This is a genomic window from Micromonospora sp. CA-259024 (assembly GCF_050936255.1).
GTDB lineage: Bacteria > Actinomycetota > Actinomycetes > Mycobacteriales > Micromonosporaceae > Micromonospora.
Genome location: NZ_JBNJND010000001.1, coordinates 220,429 through 246,640, shown reverse-complemented (window position 1 = coordinate 246,640; position 26,212 = coordinate 220,429). Strand labels below are relative to the sequence as shown.

General features: G+C 73.1%; 27 protein-coding genes. 6 read left to right on the top strand and 21 right to left on the bottom strand.

From position 1 onward, the window contains the following. Nucleotides 1-57 precede the first annotated feature (57 nt). Together ACQEUX_RS01150 and ACQEUX_RS01145 are read right to left on the bottom strand one after the other, a co-directional pair. A complete protein-coding gene (locus ACQEUX_RS01150; RefSeq protein WP_433039839.1) occupies nt 58-1,848 on the bottom strand; it encodes an ABC transporter ATP-binding protein in 1,791 nt (596 codons plus the stop codon). A gap of 55 nt (nt 1,849-1,903) precedes the next feature. Further along, nucleotides 1,904-3,787, bottom strand: coding sequence for an ABC transporter ATP-binding protein (locus tag ACQEUX_RS01145; protein ID WP_433039837.1), 1,884 nt, complete (start codon nt 3,785-3,787; stop codon nt 1,904-1,906). A 174-nt stretch (nt 3,788-3,961) separates the two neighbouring features. Between ACQEUX_RS01145 and ACQEUX_RS01140 the strand changes: the two genes are divergently transcribed. The 3 genes from ACQEUX_RS01140 (at nt 3,962) to ACQEUX_RS01130 (ending at nt 7,639) form a co-directional block, all read left to right on the top strand. Beyond that, entirely contained in the window at nt 3,962-4,588 is a 627-nt protein-coding gene (locus tag ACQEUX_RS01140; protein ID WP_433039835.1) for a TIGR03085 family metal-binding protein, read from the top strand. 207 nt (nt 4,589-4,795) lie between these two features. Then, nucleotides 4,796-5,674: a terpene synthase family protein gene (locus ACQEUX_RS01135; protein ID WP_433039833.1), complete on the top strand. Its 879-nt coding sequence runs from the start codon at nt 4,796-4,798 to the stop codon at nt 5,672-5,674. A 138-nt stretch (nt 5,675-5,812) separates the two neighbouring features. Next, on the top strand, nt 5,813-7,639 hold the full coding sequence (locus ACQEUX_RS01130; RefSeq protein ID WP_433039831.1) for an AMP-dependent synthetase/ligase: 1,827 nt from the start codon (nt 5,813-5,815) through the stop codon (nt 7,637-7,639). A gap of 104 nt (nt 7,640-7,743) precedes the next feature. Here ACQEUX_RS01130 and ACQEUX_RS01125 read toward each other — a convergent pair whose 3' ends face one another. Together ACQEUX_RS01125 and ACQEUX_RS01120 are read right to left on the bottom strand one after the other, a co-directional pair. Further along, nucleotides 7,744-8,982 (bottom strand): low temperature requirement protein A, encoded by a 1,239-nt coding sequence (locus ACQEUX_RS01125; RefSeq protein ID WP_433039829.1) that lies wholly within the window; start codon nt 8,980-8,982, stop codon nt 7,744-7,746. 141 nt (nt 8,983-9,123) lie between these two features. Next, a complete protein-coding gene (locus ACQEUX_RS01120) occupies nt 9,124-10,581 on the bottom strand; it encodes a PLP-dependent aminotransferase family protein (RefSeq protein ID WP_433039827.1) in 1,458 nt (485 codons plus the stop codon). Between the two features lie 59 nt (nt 10,582-10,640). Here ACQEUX_RS01120 and ACQEUX_RS01115 point away from each other — a divergent pair, with 59 nt between their 5' ends. Further along, nucleotides 10,641-11,327, top strand: a complete 687-nt coding sequence (locus ACQEUX_RS01115) for a YczE/YyaS/YitT family protein (protein WP_433039825.1) — start codon at nt 10,641-10,643, stop codon at nt 11,325-11,327. A 101-nt stretch (nt 11,328-11,428) separates the two neighbouring features. Then, nucleotides 11,429-11,890: a hypothetical protein gene (locus ACQEUX_RS01110; protein ID WP_433039823.1), complete on the top strand. Its 462-nt coding sequence runs from the start codon at nt 11,429-11,431 to the stop codon at nt 11,888-11,890. Nucleotides 11,891-11,895: 5 nt separating this feature from the next. On the opposite strand, the gene hisF is transcribed toward ACQEUX_RS01110, so the two are convergent. The 12 genes from hisF to hisD form a co-directional block, all read right to left on the bottom strand. Further along, on the bottom strand, nt 11,896-12,663 hold the full coding sequence (gene hisF, locus ACQEUX_RS01105; protein WP_433039821.1) for an imidazole glycerol phosphate synthase subunit HisF: 768 nt from the start codon (nt 12,661-12,663) through the stop codon (nt 11,896-11,898). A 114-nt stretch (nt 12,664-12,777) separates the two neighbouring features. Continuing rightward, nucleotides 12,778-13,794, bottom strand: a complete 1,017-nt coding sequence (locus tag ACQEUX_RS01100) for an NADP-dependent oxidoreductase (protein WP_433039819.1) — start codon at nt 13,792-13,794, stop codon at nt 12,778-12,780. Nucleotides 13,795-13,840: 46 nt separating this feature from the next. Continuing rightward, nucleotides 13,841-14,272 (bottom strand): organic hydroperoxide resistance protein, encoded by a 432-nt coding sequence (locus ACQEUX_RS01095; protein WP_433049490.1) that lies wholly within the window; start codon nt 14,270-14,272, stop codon nt 13,841-13,843. 5 nt (nt 14,273-14,277) lie between these two features. Further along, complete coding sequence (locus ACQEUX_RS01090) at nt 14,278-14,724, bottom strand: MarR family winged helix-turn-helix transcriptional regulator (RefSeq protein WP_433039817.1); 447 nt, start codon at nt 14,722-14,724, stop codon at nt 14,278-14,280. A gap of 82 nt (nt 14,725-14,806) precedes the next feature. Continuing rightward, complete coding sequence (locus tag ACQEUX_RS01085; RefSeq protein ID WP_433039815.1) at nt 14,807-15,196, bottom strand: RidA family protein; 390 nt, start codon at nt 15,194-15,196, stop codon at nt 14,807-14,809. Further along, on the bottom strand, nt 15,193-15,918 hold the full coding sequence (gene priA / locus ACQEUX_RS01080; protein WP_433039813.1) for a bifunctional 1-(5-phosphoribosyl)-5-((5-phosphoribosylamino)methylideneamino)imidazole-4-carboxamide isomerase/phosphoribosylanthranilate isomerase PriA: 726 nt from the start codon (nt 15,916-15,918) through the stop codon (nt 15,193-15,195). The genes ACQEUX_RS01085 and priA overlap by 4 nt, the downstream gene beginning before the upstream one ends. Before the next feature lie 14 nt (nt 15,919-15,932). Beyond that, nucleotides 15,933-16,256, bottom strand: a complete 324-nt coding sequence (locus tag ACQEUX_RS01075) for a hypothetical protein (RefSeq protein WP_433039811.1) — start codon at nt 16,254-16,256, stop codon at nt 15,933-15,935. 36 nt (nt 16,257-16,292) lie between these two features. Then, complete coding sequence (gene hisH / locus ACQEUX_RS01070) at nt 16,293-16,925, bottom strand: imidazole glycerol phosphate synthase subunit HisH (protein ID WP_433039809.1); 633 nt, start codon at nt 16,923-16,925, stop codon at nt 16,293-16,295. After that, complete coding sequence (locus tag ACQEUX_RS01065) at nt 16,922-17,095, bottom strand: hypothetical protein (protein WP_433039807.1); 174 nt, start codon at nt 17,093-17,095, stop codon at nt 16,922-16,924. The genes hisH and ACQEUX_RS01065 overlap by 4 nt, the downstream gene beginning before the upstream one ends. A gap of 58 nt (nt 17,096-17,153) precedes the next feature. Further along, nucleotides 17,154-17,765: an imidazoleglycerol-phosphate dehydratase HisB gene (gene hisB / locus ACQEUX_RS01060; protein WP_204941261.1), complete on the bottom strand. Its 612-nt coding sequence runs from the start codon at nt 17,763-17,765 to the stop codon at nt 17,154-17,156. A gap of 37 nt (nt 17,766-17,802) precedes the next feature. After that, on the bottom strand, nt 17,803-18,891 hold the full coding sequence (locus tag ACQEUX_RS01055) for a histidinol-phosphate transaminase (protein ID WP_433039805.1): 1,089 nt from the start codon (nt 18,889-18,891) through the stop codon (nt 17,803-17,805). Next, the gene (gene hisD, locus ACQEUX_RS01050; protein WP_433039803.1) at nt 18,888-20,210 is read right to left on the bottom strand and encodes a histidinol dehydrogenase; all 1,323 of its coding nucleotides are present in this window, start codon (nt 20,208-20,210) and stop codon (nt 18,888-18,890) included. Before hisD ends, ACQEUX_RS01055 begins: the two co-directional genes overlap by 4 nt. Nucleotides 20,211-20,316: 106 nt before the next feature. Here hisD and ACQEUX_RS01045 point away from each other — a divergent pair, with 106 nt between their 5' ends. Then, nucleotides 20,317-21,021, top strand: coding sequence for an LON peptidase substrate-binding domain-containing protein (locus ACQEUX_RS01045; protein WP_433039801.1), 705 nt, complete (start codon nt 20,317-20,319; stop codon nt 21,019-21,021). Here ACQEUX_RS01045 and ACQEUX_RS01040 read toward each other — a convergent pair. The 5 genes from ACQEUX_RS01040 to lspA form a co-directional block, all read right to left on the bottom strand. Continuing rightward, on the bottom strand, nt 20,936-21,742 hold the full coding sequence (locus ACQEUX_RS01040; RefSeq protein ID WP_433039800.1) for a DUF2567 domain-containing protein: 807 nt from the start codon (nt 21,740-21,742) through the stop codon (nt 20,936-20,938). The two genes, ACQEUX_RS01045 and ACQEUX_RS01040, sit on opposite strands and share 86 nt — an antisense overlap. A 56-nt stretch (nt 21,743-21,798) precedes the next feature. Then, nucleotides 21,799-23,448 carry an ATPase gene (locus ACQEUX_RS01035; protein WP_433039798.1) on the bottom strand — a complete coding sequence of 550 codons (1,650 nt, stop codon included), beginning with the start codon at nt 23,446-23,448 and terminating at the stop codon, nt 21,799-21,801. A 74-nt stretch (nt 23,449-23,522) separates the two neighbouring features. Beyond that, entirely contained in the window at nt 23,523-24,551 is a 1,029-nt protein-coding gene (locus ACQEUX_RS01030) for a hypothetical protein (RefSeq protein WP_433039796.1), read from the bottom strand. A 43-nt stretch (nt 24,552-24,594) separates the two neighbouring features. After that, nucleotides 24,595-25,539, bottom strand: a complete 945-nt coding sequence (locus ACQEUX_RS01025; RefSeq protein ID WP_433039794.1) for an RluA family pseudouridine synthase — start codon at nt 25,537-25,539, stop codon at nt 24,595-24,597. After that, nucleotides 25,536-26,150 carry a signal peptidase II gene (gene lspA, locus ACQEUX_RS01020; protein WP_433039792.1) on the bottom strand — a complete coding sequence of 205 codons (615 nt, stop codon included), beginning with the start codon at nt 26,148-26,150 and terminating at the stop codon, nt 25,536-25,538. The genes ACQEUX_RS01025 and lspA overlap by 4 nt, the downstream gene beginning before the upstream one ends. Nucleotides 26,151-26,212: the final 62 nt, after the last annotated feature.

Genomic DNA, 26,212 nt, shown 5'->3' with positions numbered 1-26,212 from the left:
CCTAGAGCACCTGGCCGTCGGCGTCCACCAGACCGGCGCAGGTGGAACGTGACCACGTCACCGGGTCTGCTCCAGCCAGGAGGCGTAGAGCAGTCCGTAGACCGAGTCGGCATCGCGGACCAGCTCGTCGTGCGGGCCGCGCTGCACCACCCGCCCCCGGTCCACCACGATCACCTCGTCGGCGGCCTGCGCCGTGGAGAGCCGGTGCGCGATCGCGAGGGTGGTCCGACCCCTGGTGACCGCGTCCAGCGTGCGTTGCAACCGCACCTCGGTCGCCGGGTCCACCGCGCTGGTCGCCTCGTCCAGCACCAGCAGGTCCGGGTCGGCCACGTACGCCCTGGCCAGCGCGACCAGCTGGCGCTCACCGACGCTGAGCGCCTCGCCACGCTCGCCCACGGGCGTGTCCAGGCCCGCCGGCAGACCGTCCAGCCAGTCCGACAGGCCCAGTTCGGTGAAGGCGACGCTCAACTGGTCGTCGGTCAGCTCCGGCCGGGCGAACCGGACGTTGTCCCCCACTGTCGCGTCGAAGAGGAACCCGTCCTGCGGCACCATCACCACCCGGGAGCGCAACGAGTCGAACCGGACCTCCGCCAGCGGCACCCCGGACAGCAGCACCGCCCCCGCCGACGGGTCCATCAGACGGGTGAGCAACTTGGCGAAGGTGGTCTTGCCGCTTCCGGTCTCGCCAACGACCGCCACCCGGCTCTTCGCCGGGATCTCCAGGTCGATGTCGTGCAGCACCGGCGGGCCACCCGGGTAGGCGAACCGCACACCGGCGAACCGGATGTCCAACGGCCCACCCGGCAGCTCCCGCCCCTGCTCCCCCGGGTCGGCCACATCGGGCGCGACGTCCAGCACGTCCAGCACCCGACGCCAGCCGGCGATCGCGTTCTGCGCCTCGTTGAGCACCTCGGTGGCGATCTGTACCGGCTGGATGAAGAGCGTCACCAGGAACAGGAACGCGGTCAGCTGGCCGATCGACAGCGTGCCGTCCACCCCCAGCGTCACCCCCAGCACCACCACACCCGCCAGCGCCAGCCCGGCGGCCAACTCGCCGACCGAGCTGCCCACGATGCTGATCCGGATCGCCCGCTGCTGCGCCAGACGCTGACCGTCGATCGCCTCGTCCAGCCGCCGCCCGGTGCGCCCCGCGATGCCGTACGCCCGGATGACCGGCGCGCCCACCACGCTCTCGCCGATCGCACCGAGCAGCGTGCCGGTGCGCTGACGCACCGTCGCGTACGCCGTGCCGAGGCGGCGTTGCAACTGCCGGATGACGAACACCGCCGGCAGGAACGCGGCCAACACCACCAGGGTCAGCTGCCAGGAGTACGCGAGCATGACGGCGGTGGTGACCACCAGCTGACCGAGGTTGACCAGCAGGATCACCCCGCCCCACTGGAGGAACTGGGTGATCTGGTCGACGTCGCTGGTCACCCTGGAGACCAGCGAGCCGCGCCGCTCCGACTGCTGGTGCAACATCGACAGGTCGTGCACGTGCCGGAACGCCCGCGTCCGTACGTTGGCCAGCGCCGTCTCGCTGACCGTGAACAGCCGGCGCATCATCAGGTAACCGCAGATCGTCGTGATCGTCAGGATCGCCGCGGTGATCGCCACCACCGACCAGACCACGTCAAGATTCAGGCCACCGACGATCCCGCGGTCGATGCCCTGCTGCACGGCGACCGGCACGGCCACCCGGCCGACCATGTAGACCAACGCCAGGGCCAGGGTGCCGGCCAGGCCGGTCCGCAGCTCCGGCGAGAGCGCCAGACCCCGCCGAAGGGTCTGCCAGGTCGTCTCCGCCCGCGTCTCCCGCTCGTCCGTCGTCTCTGTTGTCGTACTCACCGGGCCCGCCTTTCGTTCGCGACTGCGGGGCTCCACTTCGCTGCACTCCTCGCGCTCACCGGTCCACCTCGATCTCCAGGCCCGACGGCAGCGGCGCGACCTCGTCGCCGTACGGGCTCTCCTGCGCGCGGTCGACCTCGGCCTGCTCGTAGGCGGTGACCAGGTCGACGTAGCCGGGCACGGTGGCCAGCAGCTCGCTGTGCGTGCCCCGGGCCACCACCCGCCCCTGCTCCACGTAGATGACCTCGTCGGCGAGCGCGATGGTGGCCCGGCGGTACGCCACCACCAGGATCGACGCGGCCGGCACTCCCGGCTCGGCCGTCGAGGACCGCAGCCCGGCCAGGATGGCCGCCTCCACCCGCGGGTCCACCGCGCTGGTCGCGTCGTCGAGCACCAGCAGGCGCGGCCGGCCAGCCAGCGCGCGGGCCAAAGTGAGCCGCTGCCGCTGCCCACCGGAGAGCGAGGTGCCCCGCTCGCCGACCATGGTGTCCAGACCATCCGGCAGCGCGGCCACGAACCCGTCCGCCTCGGCCAGCCGCAGCGCCGCCCAGACGGCCTCGTCGTCGATGCCCGGCCGGTCGAGGGCGATGTTGGCGCGGACCGTGTCGTCGAAGACGAACGGCACCTGGGCGACCAGAGCCACGGTGCCGGCCAGCGACGCGGCGGTCAGCTCACGCACGTCCACCCCGTTCAGGGTGACCGAGCCGGAGTCCGGGTCGACGAGGCGCACCGCCAGCGAGGCGATGGTGGACTTACCGGCGCCGGTCGGCCCGACCAGGGCCACCGTCCGACCGGCCGGCACCGTGAAGCCGACCTCGCCGAGGACCTGCGCGCCGGGCTCGTGCGCCTCGGCCGGCGGGTAGGAGAAGTGCACGTCGCTGAAGGTGAGGGTGGCCGGACCGGCGGTGGCCGGGTCGAGCACGCGCTGCCCGTACGGCATCTCGCCGGTGGCGTCGAGCACCCGGCGGACCCGGTCCCAGCCGGCGACGCTGCGCGGCAGCTCGGCCAGGACCCACCCGATGGCCCGCACCGGAAAGGCCAGCACGGTGAAGAGGAACGCAACGCTGACCAACTCGGTCACGCTGATCGCGCCCTGTCGCAGCCGGAACGCCCCGACCACCAGCACGGCGAGGGTGCCGATGCTGGGCAGCGTCTCCAGCAGCGGGTCGAAGATGCCGCGCAGCCGACCGACCGCGATCAACGAGTCACGCAGCTCGCCGGCGCGGCCCGCGAACCGGGCGGTCTCCTGGGCCTCGCGGCCCATCGTCTTGACCACCAGGGCGCCGTCGAAGCTCTCGTGGGCGATACCGCTGACCTCGGCGCGCAGGCGCTGCGCCCGGGCCTGCCGGGGCGCCATCCGGCGGGAGTAGACGACGTTGAGGGCGAACAACGCGGGGAAGACCGCGAGGCCCACCAGCGCGAGCGCCCAGTCGGTGGCGAAGAGCGACACGATCGCGCCGACCAGCATCACCAGCGTGCCGACGGCGAAGGGCAGCGGCGCGATGGGGTACCAGGCCGCCTCCACGTCCGAGTTGGCGTTCGACAGCAGAGTGCCGGTGGAGTTGCGGTGGTGCCAGGACAGCGGCAGCTCCAGGTACCGGCGGGTGACCCGGCGACGGTAGGAGGCCTGGAGGCGGTACTGCATGTAGCCGGCGCCGAGCCGGCGACCGACGATGCCCGCCACTCGCAGCACGCTGATCCCGAACAGGGCGGTGGCGGCCAGCGCCAGGGTGCCGGCGCCCACCTCGCCGCGGGCGATGGCCGGAAGCGCCACCTCGCCGATGACCGTCCCGACGACCCGCGCGCTGACGATGATCATCCCACCGAACAGCACGCTGCCGACGACCGCCACCGCGAAGATCCGTGGTTGCTCGCGGATCGCCTGCCGCAGGACTCCCAGCCCCCGGCTGAGAACATCCCGACTTGTCCTGCTCGCCACGCTCTCCCCCGCCGTAAGCCGCAATTATCTCCCTCATCCTTACCGGTCCGGACCGGCGCCGCCGACCCGGACCGGATATGTCGACCGTCACGTACCGGACGGCGGCGGCCCCGCGGGCGCCGACCCAACCTCCGCTGTCGCGCCCCCGCGGTCCGCCGGGCCTACGATCGGGCCATGCGGTACGCCCGAGCCGAGCGCGAGGCGCTGGCCGATCTCCTGCTGGCCCTCGGGCCGGACGCCCCGACGATCAACGAGGGCTGGGCGACCCGCGACCTCGCCGCGCACCTGGTGCTGCGGGAGCGCCGCCCGGACGCGGCGGGCGGGATCGTGCTGGCGCCACTGCGCGGTTACGCCGAACGGGTCCGTCGCCGGCTCGCCGCGCGACCCTACCCCGAGCTGGTGGCGCAGGTACGGCGACCGCCGCTGTGGAGCCCGGTCAGCAACCCGGTGACCGACGAGTTGGCCAACACGATGGAGTTCTTCATCCATCACGAGGACGTGCGGCGCGCCGGCTCCGGGTGGCAGCCGCGCGACCTGCCCGCCGGCCTGCAGCGCACGCTCTGGAAGCGTGCGACCCCGATGGCCCGCCTGGCACTGCGCCGCTTTCCGGCGGACCTCTACGTGCAGGCGCCCGGTCACGGCGAGATCTCCGTCGGTCGCGGCGGCGAACGGCTACGCGTGGTCGGTGCCCCGGCCGAGCTGGTCCTGTTCCTCTCCGGCCGGCAACGGGTGGCGAGGGTCCAAGTGGACGGTCCGACGGAGGCCACTCGACGGTTACGCGCCGCCGGCCTGGGCATGTGACTCTCTGCGCATAAGCGGTCACAGGTACAGTGTGGAACTTCCCACACCCAGCGACACCCGCTGATACCTCCTTCCCGTACGCTTCACCGCGCCGCGCCGCGCCTGCCGGGCGGCACGAGTGGGGGCGGGCGGACTGTGCGAAGTTTCGCGATCTCAGCGCTGCGGGAGCCACCGTTTCCGGTGGGGCGCCACGAGGCCACGGATCGGGTGGCGACCGAGAGCGTCGAGTGGGCGCGCGCCTTCGGCCTGATCGATTCCGGCCATCCGGTCCATCGGCTGCGACGGGCCGATGCCGCGGGCCTGGCCGGCCGGGCATGCCCGGACGGGCCGGTGGACGGGCTGCGGCTGCTCACCGACCTGATCTCCTGGCTGTTCGTGATGGACGACGCCTGCGACGAGGACGGCCTCGGCGCGGACCCGGCCCGGCTGGCGTCGGCCATCGGCGGCCTGCTCGACGTGCTGGACCGGTGCGGCGAACCGGACAGCCCGCCAGCCGACGATGCCGGCCCGCTCGGCGCGGCGCTGCACGACCTGTGCCGCCGAACCCGGGCCCAGGGCCGACCGGAACTCCTGCTGCGGTTCGTCAGCCAGGTGCGGGAGTACCTGCTGGCACTGCTCTGGGAGGCCGGGAACCGGGAACGCCGGCGGGTGCCCGACGTGGCGGAGTACGTGCAGCTACGGCGACACATCGGCGGCGTACGCCCGTGCCTCACCCTGACCGACCTGGCGTCGGCGCAACCACCCGGGCCGGCCCAGCGCGCCGATCCGGCGCTGGTCGCCCTGGATCTGCTGGCGGTCGACCTGGTCTGCTGGTGCAACGACCTCTTCTCCTACGGCAAGGAGAGCCGGGCCGACCCGGACGCGCACAACCTGGTGACGGTGATCGCCCACGACAGCGGCACGGACGAGGCGGCCGCGCTCCGGGCCGCGGCGGACCGGTTCAACCAGGGGTTGGCGGCGTACCTGGACGCGGAGAAAGCACTGTTGGCCAGCGGCGACGACAGGTTGCGCCACGCCCTGGCCACCCGGCGCAACTGGGTGCGGGCCACCTACGACTGGTCACTCGTGGCTGCCCGGTACGCCTGATCCGACCGTACCGATTGGCGGGATGGGCCGGCCGGACGATCACCAGGGCTAGCCGATGCACGGTGCCAGGCAATACTCTTCGGTAACCACCATGACGTGACGACCGTCACGCCACCACCCCCGAAGGCGGCTACAGCGATGGCTCTCGATGTACCGTACCGCTCCATCCCGGACATGTTCCTCAAGCGTGTGGCGGCTACCCCCGACCGGGACGCGTTCGCCTCCCCGGCCCCCGACGACTCGGGGCCCGTCTGGCTGACCTGGGACCAGGTCGGCCAGCGCGCCAAGGCGGTCGCCGCCGGCCTGCACGGTCTGGGCGTCGGCCAGGAGGACCCGGTCGCGATCCTCGCCAACACCCGGTTGGACTGGGTGATCGCCGACCTCGGCATCATGTGCGCCGGCGGTGCGACCACCACCGTCTACCCCACCACCGAGCCGGCGGACGCGACGTACATCATCGCCGACTCCGGGTCGAAGGTGCTGTTCGCGGAGAACCCGGCGCAGGCGGCGAAGATCGCCGGCGCGACCCTGCCCGCGCTGACCCACGTGGTGCTCCTCGACGGCGCCGTCGACCCGGCCGCCGCGATTCCGCAACTGACGCTCGCCGAGTTGGAGGAGCGGGGCACCCGAGCGCTGGCCGCCGAGCCGGATCTGATCGACATGCTCGTGGCCGGCATCGGCCCGGACCACCTGGCCACCCTGATCTACACCTCCGGCACCACCGGCCGGCCGAAGGGCGTCGAGCTGCTGCACGGCGGCTGGTGCTGGGAGGCCGTGGCGCAGGCGGAGGTCGGGCTGCTGCGCGACGACGACCTGCAGTACCTGTGGCTGCCGCTGGCCCACTCGTTCGGAAAGACGCTGCTCTGCGGTGCCATCCATGTCGGGCTGCCCACCTACGTCGACGGGCGGGTGGAGAAGCTGGTCGACCTGTTGTCGGTGATCCGCCCGACGCTGATGTGCGGCGCTCCCCGGGTGTTCGAGAAGGTCTACAACCGGGCGGTGACCACCGCGCAGGGCGCCGGCGGCGCGAAGGCGAAGATCTTCGCCTGGGCCGTCGGGGTCGGCAAGGAGAAGGTGACCCTGGAACAGGCCGGCAAGCCGGTGCCGGGCGGGCTGAGGCTGCGCTACGGGCTGGCCGAGAAGCTGGTGTTCAGCAAGCTCCAGGCCCGTCTGGGTGGCCGGATGCGGGTGCTGGTGTCCGGTGCCGCGCCGCTGAGCCCCGAGATCGCCACCTTCTTCGCGGCGGCGAACCTGCCGATCTCCGAGGGCTACGGCCTGACCGAGACCAGTGCCGGCAACTTCGTCAACCCGCCCTCCGGGCTGCGGATCGGCACGGTGGGCCGGGCGATGGGTGACCTGGAGTGCCGGATCGACACCGACGGGGAGATCCTGGTGCGTGGTCGGCCGGTGATGCGCGGCTACCACAACCTGCCGGAGGAGACCGCCGCCGCGTTCACCGAGGACGGCTTCTTCCGTACCGGCGACATCGGCACCCTCGACGAGCAGGGATACCTGCGCATCACCGACCGCAAGAAGGACCTGGTCAAGACCTCGGGCGGCAAGTACATCGCACCGTCGCACATCGAGGGGATGTTCAAGGCGATCTGTCCGTACACCTCGCAGGCGGTCGTCGTCGGTCAGGCCCGCAACTTCTGCACGATGCTGGTCACGCTGGACCCGGACGCGATCCGGGGCTGGGTCGCCGGCGGTCCGTTGGAGGGGCGCAGCTACACCGAGATCGTGGCCTCACCGGAGGCCCAGACGATGGTCGAGGAGTACGTCGCCCAGCTCAACGCCCAGCTCAACCGCTGGGAGACGATCAAGAAGGTGGCGATCCTGCCGCGCGACCTGACGATCGAGGACGGCGAGATCACACCGTCGTTGAAGATCAAGCGGCGTGGGGTGGAGAGCAACTTCGCCGCCGAGATCGACAAGATGTACGCCGGCACCCTCGCCGAGCTCTGAGTCCGCCGTCGGTGGTCCCGCCCACCCTTGGGGTGCGGGACCACCGGCGTCACAGGTGCCGCCCCGCCACGGTGTCCGGTCGGCCTCGGGGGTGTCCTGCTCGGTCAGTCGCCGGGTGCGGGCCCCGCGCCGTGCTCGGCGAGGAAGGTGTCCCGTAGCTCGCGGCGGGCGGTGCCGAACAGCCCCACCTCGGCGACCACCATCACGGCGCAGGCGGCGGCCAGGAGACCCAGCGCGGCCAGCGCCGGCAGGCGGTCGGCAACCGGCAGCAGGACGACCAGCAGCAGCACCGTCACCACCCGTAGCCAGTTGACCGAGCGCATGGTGCGCAGCCGGAAGCCGAGGTGGGCGAGCAGGTACAGGATCACGCCGCCGTAGAGGGCCAGCAGACCCAGCCCGTGCAGCGGGTCGCTCAGGTCGTGCTCGGTATCGTCCCCCACGTACGCCAGCACCTTCTTGAACCCGAGGGCGAGCAGGATGATGCCGGCCACCATCGGCAGGTGCAGGTAGGTGTAGGAGTCGCGGGCCAGCCCCGCGCGGGCGGCGCCCTCGGCCCGCTGGAGCACCCGCTCGGCCGCGATCGACACCACGTCGAAGTACGCCCACCAGAGCGCGGCGGTGACCGTGATAGCCAGCGCCGAGGCGATGATGATCGGCCAGGAGATGGGCAGCGCGGTGACCCCCACGCCGATGGCCACCAACGACTCGCCGAGCGCGATGATAATGATCAGGCCGTGGCGTTCGGTCCAGTGCGCGGCGGAGAAGATCCGCCATCCCCGCGCCCCGATCGCCATGATCCCGCCGTAGTCGACGGCCAGCGCGAGCACCCACAGCACCGTGCGGATCGTGCCGACCTGCTGCGGCGAGTCGGTCAGCCGCTGCGGCACCAGCGCCGCGGAGAAGAGCAGCAGTGCGCCCGCGAGCATCGGCAGTGCGGCGCGCAGCAGTTGTCGGCGCAGCCCGGCGTCACCGCGCGCGGCGAAGAAGTAGAGGACCAGGTGCAGCACCCGGACGACCAGGTAGCAGGCGGCGAAGACCACCGGGCCGGAGAGCCCACCAGGCAGGTCGTCGAAGGCTTCCGGGATGGTCAACGCGACCACGAACATGGTGGCCATCACGGCGAAGAGCACCACCCGTACCAGGCCCTCATCGGCCCGGACGGTGTTGCCCAGCCAGGCGTAGCAGCACCAGCACCACCAGAGCAGGGCCAGCAGGAGCAGCCCTCGCAGCAGGCCACGCGCGGTGAGGTCGTCGGCCATCAGCGCCGTCACCTGGGTGAGCGCGTAGACGAAGACCAGATCGAAGAAGAGCTCCAGCGGGGTCACCGTGGAACCTTCGGTCATCACCCGCATCCGCGACGCACGCCGCGTCCTGCCGCCATCCGCCACGGCCGACAGTCTGGCAGGCCGGCGCGAGCCGGTGGTGCCCGCGCCGGCGGCGCGCCGCCGATCCACCCGACACTCCCGCGCGGCGCGGTGGGGGCCTCAGGCGATGACGGCCGGCTCCCGCCACCGCTGACGGCCGGCCCGGTCCAGGTCGTAGCGGACCGCCGCGATCCGCCCGACGGCCTCCACCAGGTCCGCGGCGGGCAGGGTGAACGGCAGCCGCAGGAAGCGCTCCAGGGTGCCGTCCAGGCCGAACCGGGGGCCGGGTGCCAGTCGTACGCCGACCTCCTCGGCGGCACGGGCCAGCGCACTGGAGACCGGGCCGTCCAACTCGGCCCAGAGGGTCACGCCACCCCGTGGCACGGTGACCCGCCAGTCCGGCAGCTGCTGCGCCAGCGCGCCGAGCAGGGCGTCGCGCTGGGCGGCCAACTGGACGCGACGATCGGCGACGATGGCGTCGGCGTCGGCGAGCAGGTGCACCGCGACCAGTTGATCCAGCACCGGGCTGGCCATGTCCACCCCTACCCGCACGGCCGCCAGCCGCTGCACCTGCGGCGCGGAGGCGCGCACCCAGCCGATCCGCAGGCCACCCCAGTAGGGCTTGCTCATCCCTCCGATCGAGACCACCCGGGAGTGCCGGTCGAAGGTGGCCACCGGGGGCGGCAGCTCGGTGCCGTCCAGCGGCAGGTCCACGAAGGACTCGTCGATGACCAGGTCGGTGCCGACGGCGTGGGCGGCGGCCACCACGCGTTCGCGCAGTGACGCCGGCATCAGGTGCCCGGTCGGGTTCTGGAACTCCGGGATCAGGTAGGCCAGCTTGGGCCGGGTCTGTCGGAGGCTGCCCAGGAGCAGGTCGGATTCCCAGCCGCCGGCGTCGGCGGCCAGACCGTGGGTGGTGATCCGGGCGCGCCGGCCGGCCAGTGCGGCGAGCGCGTTGGGGTAGGTCGGGGACTCGACCAGCACACTGCCGCCCGGTGCCAGGGCGAGTCGCAACACCAGGTCCAGTGCGTGCTGGGTGCCGCTGGTGACCATGATCTGGTCGGCCGAGGTGGGCAGACCCCGGGCGGTGTACGCGTCGGCCACCGCCTCGCGCAGCTCGATGATGCCGGTCGGGTGGTAGCCGGCTCCGCCCAGGTAGCGGGGCAGGTCCTCGGCGGCGGCCCGGGCGGCCGTCAGCAGTTGCGGCGGGGCGGCCGGCGCGGCCGCACCGAGGTCGATCATCTCGTGGTCGTCCAGCGGGGTCCACAGGCCGGTGCTGGCCACCCGGTGGTTGCCCGGCAGCATCGTCCAGCTGCCGGCGCCCCGGCGGCTGGCCAGGTGTCCGGTCTCGCGCAGCTGCCGGTACGCGGCGGTGACCGTGGTCCGGCTGATCCGCAGCGCCTCGGCCAACTCCCGTTCGGCGGGAAGGCGGACGCCCAGCGGCAGCCGGCCGTCGGCGAGCAGACCACGGACCGCGCCGGCCAGGGCGGCGTAGTCGGGGCTGCGCCGACGGCCCGGCAGGGCGTGCCACTGCCCGAGCAGGCGAGCCAATTGGACGCCACGCACCTGACCAGTCATGGCCACTCCTCGAATATTGGCTTCTTCCTCCGCGAGGATTGGCACCTAGAGTGGCATGCATGGCACTGATTGGCAATCTGCGGCACCGGCCGGTTCGACGGTTGGTCCAGCTCTACCTCGGGCTCGCCCTCTACGGCGCCAGCATGGCCCTGATGATCCGCTCCGACCTGGGCCTCGACCCGTGGGACGTGTTCCATCAGGGGCTGTCCGAGCTGACCGGGCTCTCCTTCGGCACCGTCACCATCGGCGTCGGCGCACTGGTGCTGCTGCTCTGGATCCCGCTGCGACAGCGGCCGGGCCTCGGCACGGTCAGCAACGTCGTGGTCATCGGTCTGGTCGTGGACGCCGCCCTGGCCCTGCTGCCCTCCGGCGGCCCGCTCGGCGTCCAGATCGCGCTGCTGATCACCGGCATCGTCGCCAACGGCGCCGCCACCGGCCTCTACCTCGGCGCCCGGCTGGGGCCCGGCCCCCGAGACGGGCTGATGACCGGCTTCGTGGCCCGCCGGCCGGGCCGATCGATCCGGCTGGTGCGCACCGTCATCGAGGTCACCGTGCTGGCGCTGGGCTGGCTGCTCGGCGGCAAGGTCGGCGTGGGCACCGTCGCGTACGCGCTGGCCATCGGTCCGCTGGCGCAGCTCTTCATCCCGCTCTTCTCGGTGCCCGACGCGGCGGCCACCGCCGACGCCACCGCACCCGGGCCCGACGCGCCCGCGCCGGGCGCCGCCGCGCCCGCTCCCGCCGGCTGAGCCCGCACCGACCGTCCGCGAAACGGTACGGCGTGGTGGCGCAGTGTGCCGGATGGAGGGTGGGTGTTCCCTTCCGCGACGCGCGCCGTCATCATCTCTGCATGGGGGAGAACGGTTGGCGCTGGACGGACGCCTGGATCTTCGTGTCGCTGGTCATCGCGAGCGGCGCCGGACGACACCGTCGGTCGGCGACCAGTCGTCGGCCGGAGGGGGTCCGCCTGACCGACGTGCTCTCCACCGCCGACCACCTCAACCACGCGATCCCGCAGCGACACGAGGTGGAGGCCGCGGTCCAGCGGCTGGTCGGCGCCGGCCTGGTCAGCGTCACCGACGGCTGGTTCCGGATCACCGCCGAGGGTGAGCAGCTCTGGCGTACCCGGCCGCGCGCCGGCGTGGCGACCATGGTGGACACCGTGCAGGGCGTGCTGACCCGCCGGCACGCACCGGGCAGGGCCGAGTGGAGTCTGGACGAGGCCGACCACGCGGCGGCCGTCCAGGAGTACGCCGTCCGCTCGATTCCTACGCCCCGCCGGTCACCCGAGGGGCACTCCGGCGGGCACTGACCGGCTCAGCGCACCGGGTGGCCGCTGTGCCGCAGCGCGTCCTTGACCTCGGCCACCGTCAGCTCGCCGAAGTGGAAGACGCTGGCGGCGAGCACGGCGTCCGCGCCCGCACCGATCGCGGGCGGAAAGTGGGCCACCTCACCGGCACCCCCGCTGGCCACCACCGGCACGTCCACGACCGCTCGCACCGCGGCGATCAACTCCAGGTCGAAACCCGCCTTGGTGCCGTCGGCGTCCATCGAGTTGAGCAGGATCTCCCCCGCGCCCAGCTCGGCACCCCGGCGCGCCCACCGCACCGCGTCGATCCCGGTGCCGCGCCGGCCGCCATGCGTGGTGACCTCGAAGCCACTGGGCGTACCGCCGCCCGGCGCCCGGCGTACGTCGAGGGACAGCACGAGCACCTGGCGGCCGAACCGGTCGGCGATCTCGGCGATCAGCTCCGGACGAGCGATGGCGGCGGTGTTCACGCCGACCTTGTCCGCCCCGGCGCGCAGCAGAGTGTCCACGTCGGCGACCTGCCGCACCCCGCCACCGACGGTCAGCGGGATGAACACCGACTCGGCGGTGCGGCGCACCACGTCGAGCATCGTGCCCCGGTCGCTGGAGGAGGCGGTGACGTCGAGGAAGGTCAGCTCGTCGGCACCGGCCCGGTCGTACGCGGCGGCCAACTCCACGGGGTCGCCAGCGTCACGCAGGTCGAGGAAGTTGACCCCCTTGACCACCCGCCCGGCATCCACGTCGAGACAGGGGATCACCCGTACCGCCACCGTCATGCCGCCAGCCTATCCCTCCCGAACACGACGGTGGCCGGCCCGTGTGGGGCCGGCCACCGTCGGTGCCGTTGGTGCTGTTCCTGCCAATATGGCGCCTTTGCTATGCCGCAGGCGTCAACAGGGGGCCTCTCCGCACACCCGGACGAGCATCTTGCCGAGGTTGTCGCCGCGCAACAGGCCGAGGAACGCCGCCGGGGCGTTCTCGATGCCGTCCACGATCGTCTCGTCGTAGGACAGCGTGCCCTCGCGTAGCCAGCCGGCGACGTCGCGGACGAACGCCGCGCGGACGTCGCTGTGGTCGTTGACCAGGAAGCCGCGCAGGGTGAGCCGCTTGCCGATGACCAGCGCCAGGTTGCGCGGCGCGGGCGGCGGCTCGGTGGCGTTGTACTGCGCGATCATGCCGCAGATGGCGGCCCGGCCATGCAGGTTCATGGCCGAGATCGCCGCCTCCAGGTGATCGCCGCCGACGTTGTCGAAGTAGACGTCGACGCCATCCGGCGCGGCCGCCCGCAGCGAGTCGCGGACCGGCCCGTCGTGGTAGTCGAAAGCGGCGTCGAAGCCCAACGCCCGCAGCCGCTCGACCTTGGCCGGCGAGCCGGCGCTGCCGACCACCCGGCCGGCACCCTTGAGCTTGGCGATCTGGCCGACCAGGCTACCGACCGCGCCGGCCGCGGCGGAGACGAAGACCGTCTCGCCGGGCTTCATCGCGGCCACCTCGAGCAGCCCGGCGTACGCGGTCAGCCCGGTCATGCCGAGCACGCCGAGGTATGCGCTGACCGGGGCGAGGTTCGAATCGACCGTACGGGCGGCGGTGGCGTCGAGCAGCGCGTACTCCCGCCAGCCCAGCCCGTGCAGGACGGTGGCCCCGACGGCGATGTCCGCCGCCTGGCTGGCCACCACCTCGCCGATCGCGCCACCGTCGAGCGGCGCGTCGACCGCGAACGGTGCCACGTACGACTTGACGTCGTTCATCCGTCCGCGCATGTACGGGTCGACGGACATGTACTGGTTGCGGACCACGATCTGGCCCGGGCCGGGTGTCGGGACGTCGGTCTCGACGAGCCGGAAATTGTCCTCGGTGGGCCAGCCCTGGGGGCGGCTGGCCAGGTGGATCTCGCGGTTGCTGGTCACGGGGTGGTCGTCCTCTCGTCCGCGGTTCGTGCCCGGGCCCGCGACGTCACGCGGCCAGGGTCTCGCGGACGGTCAGTGCGACGTCGATGTTGCCGCGGGTGGCGTTCGAGTACGGGCAGACCTGGTGGGCCTGCTCGACCAGCTGCTCGGCGGTGTCGCGGGGCACGGCGGGCAGGTCGACGACGAGCTGCACGGTGAGCCCGAAGCCGCCGCTGCCGTTCGGACCGATGCCGACCTCGGCGCCGACGACCGACCCGGTCACGTCGGCCTTGGCCCGGCGGGCCACCAGCCGCAGCGCCCCGTGGAAGCAGGCCGCGTAGCCGGCGGCGAAGAGCTGCTCGGGGTTCGCGCCGCCACCGGCGCCACCCATCTCCTTCGGCACGGCCAGGTCGAGCGTGAACGTGCCGTCGGAGGTCTCGACGTGGCCGTCGCGGCCGTCGCCGCTGGCGGTCGCGGACGCGGTGTAGAGCACCTGCATGGTGGTCACTGCTCCTTCTGTCGGTGGATGGTGTCGGTGACCCGGGTGAGGGTGTCGCGCAGCGCGACGAGTTCACTGATGCCCAGCCCGGTGGCCTGCGCGATCCGCAGCGGGACGTCGCAGAGCTGCTCGCGCAGTGCCCGGCCCTGCTCGGTGAGGCCCACCTCGACCCGCCGCTCGTCGAGGACCGACCGCCGCCGGACCACCAGGCCCGCCCCCTCCAGCCGCTTGAGCAGCGGAGAGAGCGTGCCGGAGTCCAGCCGCAGCTCGGCGCCCAGCTCGGACACCGTGGGGGCGTCGTCGGGGCGTTCCCAGAGCACCAGCAGCACCAGGTACTGCGGGTAGGTCAGCCCGAACTCGTCGAGGATCGGCCGGTAGACGTCGGTCAGTGCGCGCGACGCGGCGTAGAGCGCGAAGCACACCTGCCGGCGCAGCACCAGATCATCGGTCACCGCTGAACCGTAGCCCACAATTAGATTGTGCACAACTGATCAGCGCGCCAGTCGACCATGACGACGGTCATGCCGAGCAACCTCAGCGATCGCCGAGGTACGCCTCCAACTCCACCTCGACCAGGTGCTCCGGGTCCAGCAGACCGGCCACCAGCACCAGCGTCGCGGCCGGCCGAACCGTGCCGAAGACGGCGTTGTGCGCCCGGCCCACCTCATCGGCGTGCAGCCGGTCGGTCACGTACATCCGGGTCCGGACCACGTCGCCCGGCCCCACACCCACCTCGGCGAGCGCCGCCAACCCGATCCGCAGCGCCTGGGCGGTCTGCGCGGCGGCGTCGCCCACGTGCACCACACGGCCGTCCACCGTGGCCGTGCAACCCGCCGTCCAGGCCCGGTCACCGGCCCGCACGACCCGGGAGTAGCCGTACCGCTGCTCCCACGGACCGCCCGAGCCCAGCCGGGTGACCGTCACGCCTCGGCCAGGGTTCGCAGCGCCTCGGCCACCGTGAAGGCGCCCGCGTAGAGCGCCTTGCCGGCGATCACGCCCTCCACCCCGAGCGACTCCAGGGTCGCCAGCGCCCGCAGGTCGTCCAGGGTGGACACGCCACCGGAGGCGATGACCGGCCGGTCGGTACGAGCGCACACCTCGCGCAACAGGTCCAGGTTCGGCCCCCGCATCGTGCCGTCCTTGGTGATGTCGGTGACCACATACCGGCTCGCGCCAGCCTTGTCCAGCCGCTCCAACACCTCGTACAGGTCGCCGCCGTCGCGGGTCCAGCCACGCGCGGAGAGGGTACGACCACGCACGTCCAGGCCGATGGCGACCCGGTCGCCGTACTCCCCCACCACCCGGTCACACCAGACCGGGTCCTCCAGGGCGGCGGTGCCGATGTTCACCCGGGCCGCCCCGGTGCCCAGCGCCGCGCGCAGCGACTCGTCGTCACGAATGCCGCCGGAGAGCTCCACCTTCACGTCCAACTGACGCACCACCTCGGCGAGCAGGTGCGCGTTCGTGCCCCGACCGAACGCCGCGTCCAGGTCGACCAGGTGAATCCACTCGGCGCCGTCCCGCTGCCAGGCCAGCGCGGCGTCCAACGGGTCGCCGTAGATGCTCTCGCTACCGACGGCGCCCTGCACGAGCCGGACGGCCCGGCCGTCGGCGACGTCCACAGCGGGTAACAGGGTGAGGCTCAACGTCTTCTCCTCGATCAGGTACGACGGTCCAGGGCGATCACGACGATCGCCGGCAGTACGAGCAGCAGCAGCGCGACCAGCGCGATACGCAACGCCAGGTTGTCGACGAACGTCCAGATCAGAATCAGTGCCGCGCCGGTGAGCAGCACGATCGCGGCCCGCTCACCCCGGGTGTGCCGGGCCAGCCGCCCGGACCGGCCCCGCCGCAGCCGCGGCGTCAACCGGCGAACCACCGCGCGGCGACGCTGCCGGCGAGCCACCCGACGCTGCCGGACCGCCCGCTCCCGGGCCTGCTCCGCCTCACGCTCCGCCCGCCGACGGGCCCGTTCCCGGCTCACCGCGACCCCCTCCGGCCGGGCGCCGGGCGACGACGCTCAGCCACCGCTGGGCAGCGTGGCGAGCCAGTTGCGCAGCAGCGCGGCACCGGTGTCAGCGGACTTCTCCGGGTGGAACTGGGCCGCCGAGAGCGGACCACGCTCCACCGCGGCCACGAAATCCGTGTCGTGGTGGGCGGTGGTCACCGTGGCCCCGGAAGCGGCCAGTCCCGCCGGGTCGCCCATCGCGTACGAGTGGACGAAGTAGAAGCGGCTCTGCTCCGGCAGGCCGGCGAAGAGCACCGACTCCCGGGGTGCCCGGACCGTGTTCCATCCCATGTGCGGCAACCGGGTGGCGGCCAGCCGGGTCACCCCGCCGGGCAGCAGCCCGAGCCCCTTGGTCACCACACCGTGCTCGTCACCGTGCTCGAAGAGCACCTGCATGCCCACACAGATGCCGAGCACCGGCCGGCCTGCGGCAACCCGCTCGGCGATTACCGGGCCGGCGCCGAGCGCCTCGATCCCGGCCATGCACGCGGCGTACGCACCAACCCCCGGCACGACCAGACCATCGGCGGCGGCCGCGGCGGCCAGGTCGTCGGTCACCCGTACGTCCGCGCCGGCGGCGGCCAGCGCCCGCTCCGCCGAGCGCAGGTTTCCCGAACCGTAGTCGAGCACCACCACGTCACTCATGCGCCCGCCTCCGGGAGCAACCACAGCACCCCGCCTGCGGTGGCCAGCACCGCCAGCACCGCGGTGACCAGCACCGCGCCCTTCGACGCGCCCTGGCGGTACAGCGACCACGCGCCACCCACCAGCACCCCGGCCAGGATCAGCAACAACGTCGGCAACGCGGCCCCCATCAGTGCCCCCATCCATTCGCGACTGCGGGGCTCCGCTTCGCTGCACTCCTCGCGCTCATCAGAGCGCACCCTTCGTGCTCGGGATCGCGCCCGCCGCGCGGGGGTCGATCGCGGTGGCCTCACGCAACGCCCGGGAGACCGCCTTGAACTGTGCCTCCACCACGTGGTGCGCGTCCGGGTGACCGCCCGGCCGGGCCGCCCGCAGCACGTCGACGTGCAGCGTGACCCGGGCCGCCTGACCGAAGGACTCCCAGATGTGCCGGGTCATGCTGGTCGCATACACCGGCCCGATGTACGGGGCCAGCACCGGCTCGTCGTGCACCACGTACGGGCGGCCGGAGAGGTCCACCGCGGCCCGGACCAGCACCTCGTCCATCGGCACCGTCGCCGAGCCGTACCGCCGGATGCCGGCCTTGTCGCCGAGCGCCTGGTCGAACGCGGCGCCCAGGGCGAGCGCGGTGTCCTCGATGGTGTGGTGCGCGTCGATCTCCAGGTCACCCACGGTGCGCACGGTCAGGTCGTAGCCGCCGTGCCGGGCGATCTGGTGCAGCATGTGGTCGTAGAAGCCGACGCCGGTGCTGATCTCGGCGGTGCCGGTGCCGTCGAGATCGATCTCGACGAGGACCTTGGTCTCCTTGGTGATCCGCTCCACCCGGGCGGTCCGGCTCATTGCTCACCTCTCGGTCGCGACTGCGGGGCTCGCAAGCTCACTCCTCGCGCTCCCGCTGCACAGTCTCCATTGCAGAAAGGAAGGCGTCGGTCTCGGTGGAGGTGCCGGCGGTGACGCGCAACCAGCCGGGCAGGCCGACGTCGCGGACCAACACCCCCTGGGCCAGCAGGGCTTTCCAGACGGTGGTCTGGTCGCCGCCCACCTCGAAGAGCACGAAGTTGGCGTCGCTGTCGGCGACCCGCATCCCGCGCTCGCGCAGCGTCGCCACGATCCGGTCCCGCTGCGCCATGATCGCGCTCACCGTACCGAGGAGCGCGTCGCGGTGGGACACCGCCGCGCGGGCAGCGGCCTGGGTCAGCGCGGAGAGGTGGTACGGCAGCCGGACGAGCTGCACCGCCCGCACCACCGCCGCGTCGGCGGCCAGGTAGCCCAGCCGCCCGCCGGCGAAGCCGAACGCCTTGCTCATCGTCCGGGTGACCACCAGCCGCGGGTGGCCGGGCAACACGGCGAGGGCGCTGACCGTCCCGGGACGGGCGAACTCGGCGTACGCCTCGTCGACGATCACAATGCCGGGCGCGGCGTCGAGCACCGCGGCGATCACCGCCGGGTCCAGTGCGGTGCCGGTGGGGTTGTTCGGCGAGCAGAGGAAGACCACGTCGGGCCGGTGTTCGCGGACCTGGGCGACCGCCTCGTCGGCGGTCAACCCGAAGTCGACGCCGCGCTCGGCGGGCACCCACCGGGTGCCGGTGCCGAGAGCCAGCAGCGGGTGCATCGAGTACGCCGGAACGAAGCCGAGCGCACTGCGCCCCGGCCCGCCGAACGCCTGGAGCAGCTGCTGCTGGATCTCGTTGGAGCCGTTGGCCGCCCACACCTGCTCGACCGTGAGCCCGTGCCCGAGATATTCGGCCAGGTCGGCGCGGAGCGCCACCGCGTCCCGGTCCGGGTAGCGGTTCAGCTCGCGCAGCTCGGCCGCGAGCGCCTTGCCGATCGCCTCCACCACGGGCTCCGGCACGGGGTGCGAATTCTCGTTGGTGTTGAGCCGTACCGGCACGTCCAGCTGCGGCGCACCGTACGGCGACAACCCCCGCAGGTCGTCACGGATCGGCAGATCGTCCAGGTCGCTCATGCCGTCCCGCCCGGGAAGCGGGCCTGAACCGCCTGGCCGTGCGCGGGCAGATCCTCCACGTTTGCCAGGGTGACCACGTGCGGGGCCACGTCGCGCAGCGCGGCCTCGGTGTACTCGATCAGGTGCACGCCACGCAGGAAGGACTGCACCGACAGGCCGGAGGAGTGCCGGGCGCAGCCGCCGGTGGGCAGCACGTGGTTGGAGCCGGCGCAGTAGTCGCCGAGCGACACCGGCGACCAGGCGCCCACGAAGATCGCCCCGGCGTTGCGTACCCGTAGTGCCCACTCCCGGGCGTCGACCGTCTGGATCTCCAGGTGCTCGGCCGCGTACGCGTCGACCACCCGCAGCCCCGCCTCAAGATCGTCGACCAGGACCACGCCGCTCTGCTCGCCGGTCAGCGCCGTGGTCACCCGCTCGGTGTGCTTGGTCGCCGGCACCTGCCGGGCCAACTCCCGCTCGACCGACTCGACCAGCGCCAGCGACGGGGTGACCAGCACGCTCGCGGCGAGCGGGTCGTGCTCGGCCTGACTGATCAGGTCGGCGGCGACGTGCGCCGGATCGGCCGTGTCGTCGGCCAGGATGGCGATCTCGGTCGGCCCGGCCTCGGCGTCGATGCCGACCACACCGCGCAGCAGCCGCTTGGCGGCGGTCACCCAGATGTTGCCGGGGCCGGTGATCAGGTCGACCGGGTCGCACCGGCGCTCACCCGACGGGTCGACCGCCGCGCCGTACGCCAGCATCGCCACCGCCTGGGCCCCGCCCACGGCGTACACCTCGTCGACGCCGAGCAGCGCGCACGCGGCGAGCACCCGGGGGTCGGGCAGGCCACCGTTGTCCTTCTGCGGCGGGCTGACCACCACCAGCGAGCGCACCCCGGCCGCCTGGGCGGGCACGACGTTCATCACCACGGTCGACGGGTACATCGCCAGGCCGCCGGGCACGTAGAGGCCGACGCGGTCGACCGGCAACCACCGCTCGGTGACCGTCCCGCCGGGCACCACCTGCGTGGTGTGGTCGGTGCGCCGCTGGTCGGCGTGCACCCGGCGGGCCCGCGAGATCGACTCCAGCAGCGCGGCGCGCACACCCGGGTCGAGCACCCCCTCGGCCTCGGTGATCGCCTCGACCGGCACCCGCAGCACCTCCGGGGAGACGCCGTCGAACCGCTCGCTGGCCTCCCGGATCGCCGGGTACCCATGCTCCCGGACCGCCTCCACCAGAGGCCGGATCCGCTCGACGGCAACCGACACGTCGAGCTGGGCACGGGGCAGCAGGCGGCGCGGGTCACCGAGACCGTCGCGCAGGTCGATCCGATTCAGCACCCTTGCGAGTCTAGGCGGCCGGTCCGGCGCCCACCCGAGCCGCCCGTCAACCGGGACGGTGAGCCGGGCCACGCCCACGGCGGCGAGATTGGTTAGGCTCCACCATGTGACCGCACGGCTGCCGGTGTTCCCGCTCGCAACGGTGCTCTTTCCCGGGTTGGTGCTGCCGCTGCACATCTTCGAGGAGCGCTACCGTGCGCTGGTCCGACACCTGGTCGACCTGCCCGAGGGCGCCCCGCGCGAGTTCGGCGTGGTGGCCATCCAGGCCGGCTGGGAGGTCGCGTCCACCGGTCCCGGCCACCGCCCGACAGCGGGCGTCGGCGACGTCACCCTGCACGAGGTGGGCTGCACCGCCGAGCTGCGCCAGGTGACCGAGCTGGCCGACGGTGGCTTCGACATCGTCACGGTCGGCCGGCGCCGCTTCCGGATCGCCGAGGTCGCCGACAGCGCCACGCCCTACCTCACCGCCGACGTGGAGTGGCTGCCCGAGCCGGCCGGGCCGGACGAGGTCGCCGACCTGCTGGCCGCCCGGGTGATCGCGGTGTTCCGGCAGTACCTCGGCCTGATCCGCTCCGACCCGGAGGAGATCTCCGAGCAACTGCCGGAGGACCCGACCGTGCTCTCCCACCTGGTGGCGGCGACCGCGGCGCTCACCGTCGACGACCGGCAGCGGCTGCTGGCGATCGACGACACCGCCGCCCGGCTCCGCGCCGAGCTACGGCTGCTCAACCGCGAGGCGGCTCTGCTGCGCCAGGTGCGGGCGGTTCCGGTGCCGCTGGCGGAGCTGGCGTCCCCGCCGACGCCCAACTGAGGCTTGCCAGGTCGGGCTCCGGGCGCAGCCCCGGCCACCGCGACCAGCCCGCCAGCAGGGTGTACATGATCGCGGCGCCGAACGCCGGCAGCAGCAGGTTGCCGTGCGGCACCGGCAGCACGCCGAGCAGCCAGTCGACCCCGCCGGCCCGCAGGTCGGCGGGTTTGGTGAAGGCCTGCCCGGCCGGGGCCGTGGCCAGCAGCCGGTCGAAGGTGGCCAGGCCGATCCGCCGCCCCACCTGCCAGGCCACCGGCGCGGCGGCCAACGCGCCGAGCACCGCGGCGAGCAGCCCGACCGGACCGCGGCGCCGACGCAGCACGAACCACAGGGCGAGCCCCACCAGCAACCCGAAGGCGAGCCCGAGCAGGCTGAACCACCCGTCCGCGGCGATCGGCTGCTCCGGTTGCGGATCGGCGTAGATCGCCCCCTCGGCCGTCTTGAGCACCGGCGTGTCCGGCGCGAACGCGGCCCAGAGCAGGCCGAACGGCACACCCAGCACGGCCAGCGCGAGCACGGCGCCGAGCACCGTCGCCACGGTGCGCAGCGGGCGACGCGGCTCATCGACGCTCAACTCCAGCGAGCTCTGGTACGCCGTCGAGGGTGCGGTACCGGCCGGGTCGAGCTGGGCCGAGGGCTCGGCGGGTGGCGGTGTCGCCCCCGACGGACCGGGCCGTTCGGGCTCGTCGACGGGCCGCTCAGGGTCGGGGTTGTCCGGGCTCACCCGATGATCCTCTCAGGCCCGCTCCAGGGCCGGGGCTCCGGTGGCGGCAGACCAGCTCACCGGGCGAAAGGCTCCACCATCATCGCCGCCGCCCGCAGCCACGCCTGCCGGGTCTCCGGCTGGAGCTGGTGGTACTCGATCGACGACCCGGTCTCCAACGCCGGGTCGTACGGCACCACGGCCACTCCCCGGGTACGCGTGGCGAAGTGCCGCTCCAGGTCGTCCTGCAACGGCGAGCGACCCGGTGTCGGGCAGGAGATGAGGGTGATCGCGTTGTCCGCCAACTCGCCCATGCCCTCCTCGTGCAGCAGGTCGAGCATCCAGTCCGCGCTGAACGCCGCGTCCTCACGGGGCACGGTGGTCACCACCAGCTGGTCGGCGGCCTGCATCACCGTGCGCCAGTTGGGGCTCTCCACGTTGTTGCCGGTGTCGACGCAGACCACCTCGTGGGTGCGCCGCAGCAGCTCCAGCACACGTCGAACGGTGAACTGGTCCAGTCGCTGGGCGAAACGCGGGCTCTCCTCACCGGCCAGCACGTCGTACGAGCCGTCGGAGGCGTGCCGCAGGTAGTCGTCCAGCCGATCCAGCAGGGTCGCGCCCTCGAGGATCTCGATCTGGGCCAGGTCGGTGATCAGGTGACGGATCGTCCGGGCGTGCCGGGCGCTGCCGGCGCGCAGCCCGAGGGTGCCGCGCAGCTCGTTGTCGTCCCAGGCCAGCACGCCCTGCCCGCGCACGCTGCCGACCGTGGCCGCGGCGAGCACGGTGGCGGTGGTCTTGTGCACCCCGCCCTTGGGGTTGGCGAAGGCGAACACCCGGGGCGTGCCGAGGTCCCGCCGGAGTATCCCGTTGGCCCGCTCCTGCTCCTGGTCGACGCCCTGCGGGCGCCACTCGATACGGGCCGGATAGGCGCGCTCGGCGATCGCCGAGCCGACCGGCGGCGCGACTGGCGGGGCGGGTGGCGGCGCGACCGGGGCGGCGGGCGGCGGCGGGGGTGGCGGCGCGACCGGCGGGGGTGGCGGCATGGACACCGGGTAGCCGGTCTCCGGCTGGTAGCCGGTCTCCAGCAGGGCGTACCGCGACTCCACCGGCGGGTCGCCCGGTCGGTAGCCGTTGTCCAACAGGGCGTAGCGCGACTGCACCGGCGGCTCGGGGCCGCGCGGCGGCGGCTCCGGCTCGGCCCGGTACGTCGGCTCGGGCCGGTAGCCCGGGGCGGCCCGATAGTCCGGTTCGGGGCGGTACGTCGGCTCAGCCCGATAATCCGGCTCGGCCCGATAATCCGGCTCGGCCCGATAGCCCGGCTCAGCCCGATAGCCCGGCTCAGCCCGGTAGGCCGGCTCAGCCCGGTAGTCCGGCTCAGCCCGGTAGCCCGGCTCAGCCCGGTAGCCCGGCTCAGCCCGATAGCCCGGCTCAGCCCGGTAGGCGGGGTCGACGCGGTAGGTCGCCTCGGCCCGGTAGGCGGGCTCGGCACCGTACGACAGCTCGGCCGGATGCCCGATGGCGGGTGCCCGCCCGGAGTAGCCGTTCGGGGCCGCGCGCCGTGGCAGTGGGTCCGGCGGCACGTCGTCACCCCGGTCCGGCTCGGCGTGTTCCGCGCCGCGACCGCCCAGTCGGGCGCGGTCCAACAACGCGCGCCACCGCGGCGCTGGTTCGGCCGGCCGGCCCCAGCCGGTCTCACTGCCCTCCACGGCCCGCCCTCCCAGCGCCATCGATCTCCGTCTGACAGGCTACGAACCAAACCCTATTCGGACCACACCTCAGCGCGCACACCAGCCGACGCAGATCACGACGACGTGGGCGCCGGAAGCTCGGCATCGGTGGCGTCCGGGGAGGTGGCGACGGTCGGCGGGGCCGACTCGGTGGGCGCCGGCGCCGAGGTTTCGGGTGACGGAATCGTCACGACCGGTGCGGGTTCCGACGATTCGCCCATCGACGCCGAGGGCACCGGTGCGTCCGGCGTGGGCTCCGACCGCCCGTCCGGGGTCGGCTCGGGGCTCGGTCCGGTGTCGGCCGGCGGGCGCACCACGTCACGCTGTTCGGGCAGTGGTGGCGTGAAGACCGTGCGGTCCAACCGGTACACCTCGGGGGCCGGGTCGACCGCCCGCACGTCCGGCCGGGCGGCCACACCGCGCAGTACCGTCGGCGTCGCGCGTACCACCGCCGCGTAGACACAGGCGCAGCCGGCGCGGTACGCCGCGGCCTCCGCGGCTGCCACCTCGGCGCCGGTGGCGTACCGCTCACGCAACTCCCGCTCGCCCGCACCGTCACCGTTCACCGCGGCGGCCCTGGCCCGGTAGTCGGCGGCCTCGGTGTCCTTGCGGGCAGCCACCTGTTCCATCCCGGCGACCACGTCGTCCGGCACCCGCAGCGCAGGAATCTTGACGATCTCGGTCTGCCGCCCGGGCAGCGGAACCCGTCCGAAGACGGTCGAGACCGGCACGTCGCCGAGCACCGTCGCCAGACGCTGCGGTGGCAGGTACGCGTCCAGTGTGACCAGCGCGTATGTCCCGTCCCCGGCGGGCGGGGCCGACGGGGACAGCGCGGCCAGGTCGGCCGCGGCGGACCGCAGGTAGCCGGGGACGGAGTCGCCGTCGGTCACCCCGACCCGGGTCACCTCACCCACCGTCCGGTCGCCGACCGCGGTGTCGTCGGCGGCCCAGACCGCGGTGCCCAGCACCGCCGCAGCGGAGAGCGCGGCGGCCCAGGTGAGCACCCCGGACCGCGCCGACCCGTCGCCCAGCCGGGTGACGGCCCGGGTCAGCGGCGGCAGCAGCCGTTGGTCCAGCTGCCGCAGCAGGTTGCCGGCGCGCACGGGCGGGGATCCCCTCGTCGGATCGGTGTCGGGCGGTCGCCGCTCAGTCACGCAGGATCTGGAGCGCGCGGTCCAGGTCGTCAGGGTAGTCGCTGACGAATCGGACCTCGTCCCCCGTTCGGGGGTGCAGGAAGCTCAGTTCGCGAGCGTGCAGCCACTGTCGGGCCAGGCCGAGGCGGGCCGAGAGGGTGGGGTCGGCGCCGTAGGTGAGGTCACCCACGCAGGGGTGCCGCAGGGTGGAGAAGTGCACCCGGATCTGGTGGGTCCGGCCGGTCTCCAGCCGGACGTCGACCAGGCTGGCCGCCGGGAACGCCTCGATGGTGTCGTAGTGGGTGATGCTCGGCTTGCCGCCGGAGACCACCGCCCAGCGGTAGTCGTGGGTGGGGTGCCGGTCGATCGGCGCGTCGACCGTGCCGCGCAGCGGGTCCAGATGGCCCTGCACCACCGCGTGGTAGCCCTTGTCCACCTCGCGGTACTTGAAGGCCCGCTTCAACGCCGTGTACGCCTGCTCGCTCTTGGCCACCACCATGATCCCGGTGGTGCCCACGTCGAGTCGGTGCACCACACCCTGCCGCTCGGCGGCGCCACTGGTGGAGATGCGGTGCCCGATCGCGGCGAGGGCGCCGATCACCGTCGGGCCGGTCCACCCGGGGCTGGGGTGCGCGGCCACTCCCACCGGCTTGTCGACCACCACGATGTCGTCGTCCGCGTAGACCACCCGTAGGCCGGGCACGGCCTGCGGCACCACGGTCGGCGGTGCGACCGGGGCGGGCAGCGTGACGTCCAGCCAGGAGCCGGCCTTGACCTTGTGCGAGTTGGCACGGGCCGTGCCGTCGACCAACGCGTCGCCGGCATCGATCAGGGCCGCGGCGGCGGTGCGGGAGAGCCCGAACAGACGGGACACCGCCTGGTCCAGTCGCATGCCGTCAAGGCCGTCCGGGACGGGCAGGGAACGGTGGTCGCCGCCAGCGGCGAATGCGGAGGTCATGCCCGCTCCCGCTGGTCTGCGCCCTGGACGGCGTCCGTCTCGACCGGGTCGCCGTCTCGACCGGCCCGCCGGCCGTCCCGCTGGCGGCCGGTCAGCTCCAACAGGACGGCCAGCAGCACGCCGCAGACCAGTGAACTGTCGGCCAGGTTGAACACCGGCCAGACCTGGCCGTACGGGTCGAAGAGGCTGATCATGTCGACCACGTGCCCGTGGAAGGGGGCGGGTGCCCGGAAGATCCGGTCGACGAGGTTGCCGAGCGCGCCACCCAGCACCAGGCCGAGGGAGATCGCCCAGGGCAGCGAGCGCAGCCGCAGGGCCATCCAGACGATCCAGACGACCACACCGATGGTGATCAGCGGGAAGATCCAGGTGTGGTCCGCGCCGATGCTCCAGGCGGCACCGCTGTTGCGGGTCAGGCTCAGGTAGACGAGCCCGCCGAGCAGCCGGACCGGCTCCCGGTCGGTCAGCGCGGCCAGCGCGAGGTGCTTGGTGACCAGGTCGGCCAGCAGGGCCACCAGGGCGACTCCGGCGAGGATCGCGACGGCCCGGGGCCGGCGTCTACCGCCGCCCGGGTCGGTGCGGCCGGGTCCGGCGGACGGTACTGCGGTCATGCGCTCCCCATCGACAGTCTCGGCGGTGATCGCTCACCGTCTCATCGCCGCCGGGGAACGGA

Excerpts from the sequence above, each read along its gene's own strand:
- ACQEUX_RS01130 (WP_433039831.1), top strand. The coding sequence starts at position 5,813 with ATGGCTCTCGATGTACCGTACCGCTCCATCCCGGACATGTTCCTCAAG.
- ACQEUX_RS01125 (WP_433039829.1), bottom strand. The coding sequence starts at position 8,982 with ATGACCGAAGGTTCCACGGTGACCCCGCTGGAGCTCTTCTTCGATCTG.
- ACQEUX_RS01140 (WP_433039835.1), top strand. The coding sequence starts at position 3,962 with ATGCGGTACGCCCGAGCCGAGCGCGAGGCGCTGGCCGATCTCCTGCTG.
- hisH (WP_433039809.1), bottom strand. The coding sequence starts at position 16,925 with ATGAGTGACGTGGTGGTGCTCGACTACGGTTCGGGAAACCTGCGCTCG.
- ACQEUX_RS01055 (WP_433039805.1), bottom strand. The coding sequence starts at position 18,891 with ATGAGCGACCTGGACGATCTGCCGATCCGTGACGACCTGCGGGGGTTG.
- ACQEUX_RS01120 (WP_433039827.1), bottom strand. The coding sequence starts at position 10,581 with ATGACTGGTCAGGTGCGTGGCGTCCAATTGGCTCGCCTGCTCGGGCAG.
- ACQEUX_RS01110 (WP_433039823.1), top strand. The coding sequence starts at position 11,429 with ATGGGGGAGAACGGTTGGCGCTGGACGGACGCCTGGATCTTCGTGTCG.
- ACQEUX_RS01115 (WP_433039825.1), top strand. The coding sequence starts at position 10,641 with ATGGCACTGATTGGCAATCTGCGGCACCGGCCGGTTCGACGGTTGGTC.
- ACQEUX_RS01065 (WP_433039807.1), bottom strand. The coding sequence starts at position 17,095 with ATGGGGGCCGCGTTGCCGACGTTGTTGCTGATCCTGGCCGGGGTGCTG.
- ACQEUX_RS01025 (WP_433039794.1), bottom strand. The coding sequence starts at position 25,539 with ATGACCTCCGCATTCGCCGCTGGCGGCGACCACCGTTCCCTGCCCGTC.
- ACQEUX_RS01095 (WP_433049490.1), bottom strand. The coding sequence starts at position 14,272 with ATGCAGGTGCTCTACACCGCGTCCGCGACCGCCAGCGGCGACGGCCGC.
- hisB (WP_204941261.1), bottom strand. The coding sequence starts at position 17,765 with ATGAGCCGGACCGCCCGGGTGGAGCGGATCACCAAGGAGACCAAGGTC.
- hisF (WP_433039821.1), bottom strand. The coding sequence starts at position 12,663 with ATGACGGTGGCGGTACGGGTGATCCCCTGTCTCGACGTGGATGCCGGG.
- lspA (WP_433039792.1), bottom strand. The coding sequence starts at position 26,150 with ATGACCGCAGTACCGTCCGCCGGACCCGGCCGCACCGACCCGGGCGGC.
- ACQEUX_RS01035 (WP_433039798.1), bottom strand. The coding sequence starts at position 23,448 with ATGGCGCTGGGAGGGCGGGCCGTGGAGGGCAGTGAGACCGGCTGGGGC.